Here is a 500-nt window from a genome sequence, read left to right as displayed (position 1 = left end):
CCGGGCCGCGGAAGGCCAGGGGGCGGCTCAGGACCAGGTTCGTCGTCGTGCTCCCGAACTGCGCCAGCTCGTCGACGATCTCCTCGAGATGCCCCATCGAGGTGGTCGCGATCTTCAGCGAATAGCAGTCGTCCCCGGTGGTGCGCAGGCACTCCAGGATCTCCGAGCGCTCCTCCAGCAGCCGTCGCAGCGGCTCGTGCCGTGCCGCCGGCCCGGGGTACTTCAACCGGACGACCGCCATCACCGGGTACCCGGTCCGCTCCAGGTTCACCTCGGCCCGGTAGCCGGTTATCACCCCCGCCGTCTCCAGCCGTCGCACCCGCTCCGTCGTGGCCGACGCACTCAGGTTCACCCGCCGCGCCAGCTCGGCGAACGCGATCCGCCCGTCCTCCTGGAGCTCGGCCAGGATCGCCCAGTCCGTCGCGTCAAGAATCTCGGTCATGAGCCCAGATTGCCGGTGATTCCACGGCAGAACAACCCCTGAACCGGTGGATACCCCT

The 500-nt window shown here is 69.0% G+C and carries 1 protein-coding gene; it reads right to left on the bottom strand.

Annotation, left to right across the window (positions count from 1 at the left end; genetic code table 11):
* Window positions 1–442: Lrp/AsnC family transcriptional regulator (locus BI06_RS14030; RefSeq protein ID WP_043468387.1), on the bottom strand; the 442-nt coding region annotated here is incomplete at its 3' end.
* Window positions 443–500: the final 58 nt, after the last annotated feature.

The sequence above is a fragment of the Kitasatospora sp. MBT66 genome, assembly GCF_000710405.2.
GTDB classification, from domain to species: Bacteria; Actinomycetota; Actinomycetes; order Streptomycetales; family Streptomycetaceae; genus Kitasatospora; species Kitasatospora purpeofusca.
This window is presented reverse-complemented; position numbering and strand designations above follow the sequence as displayed.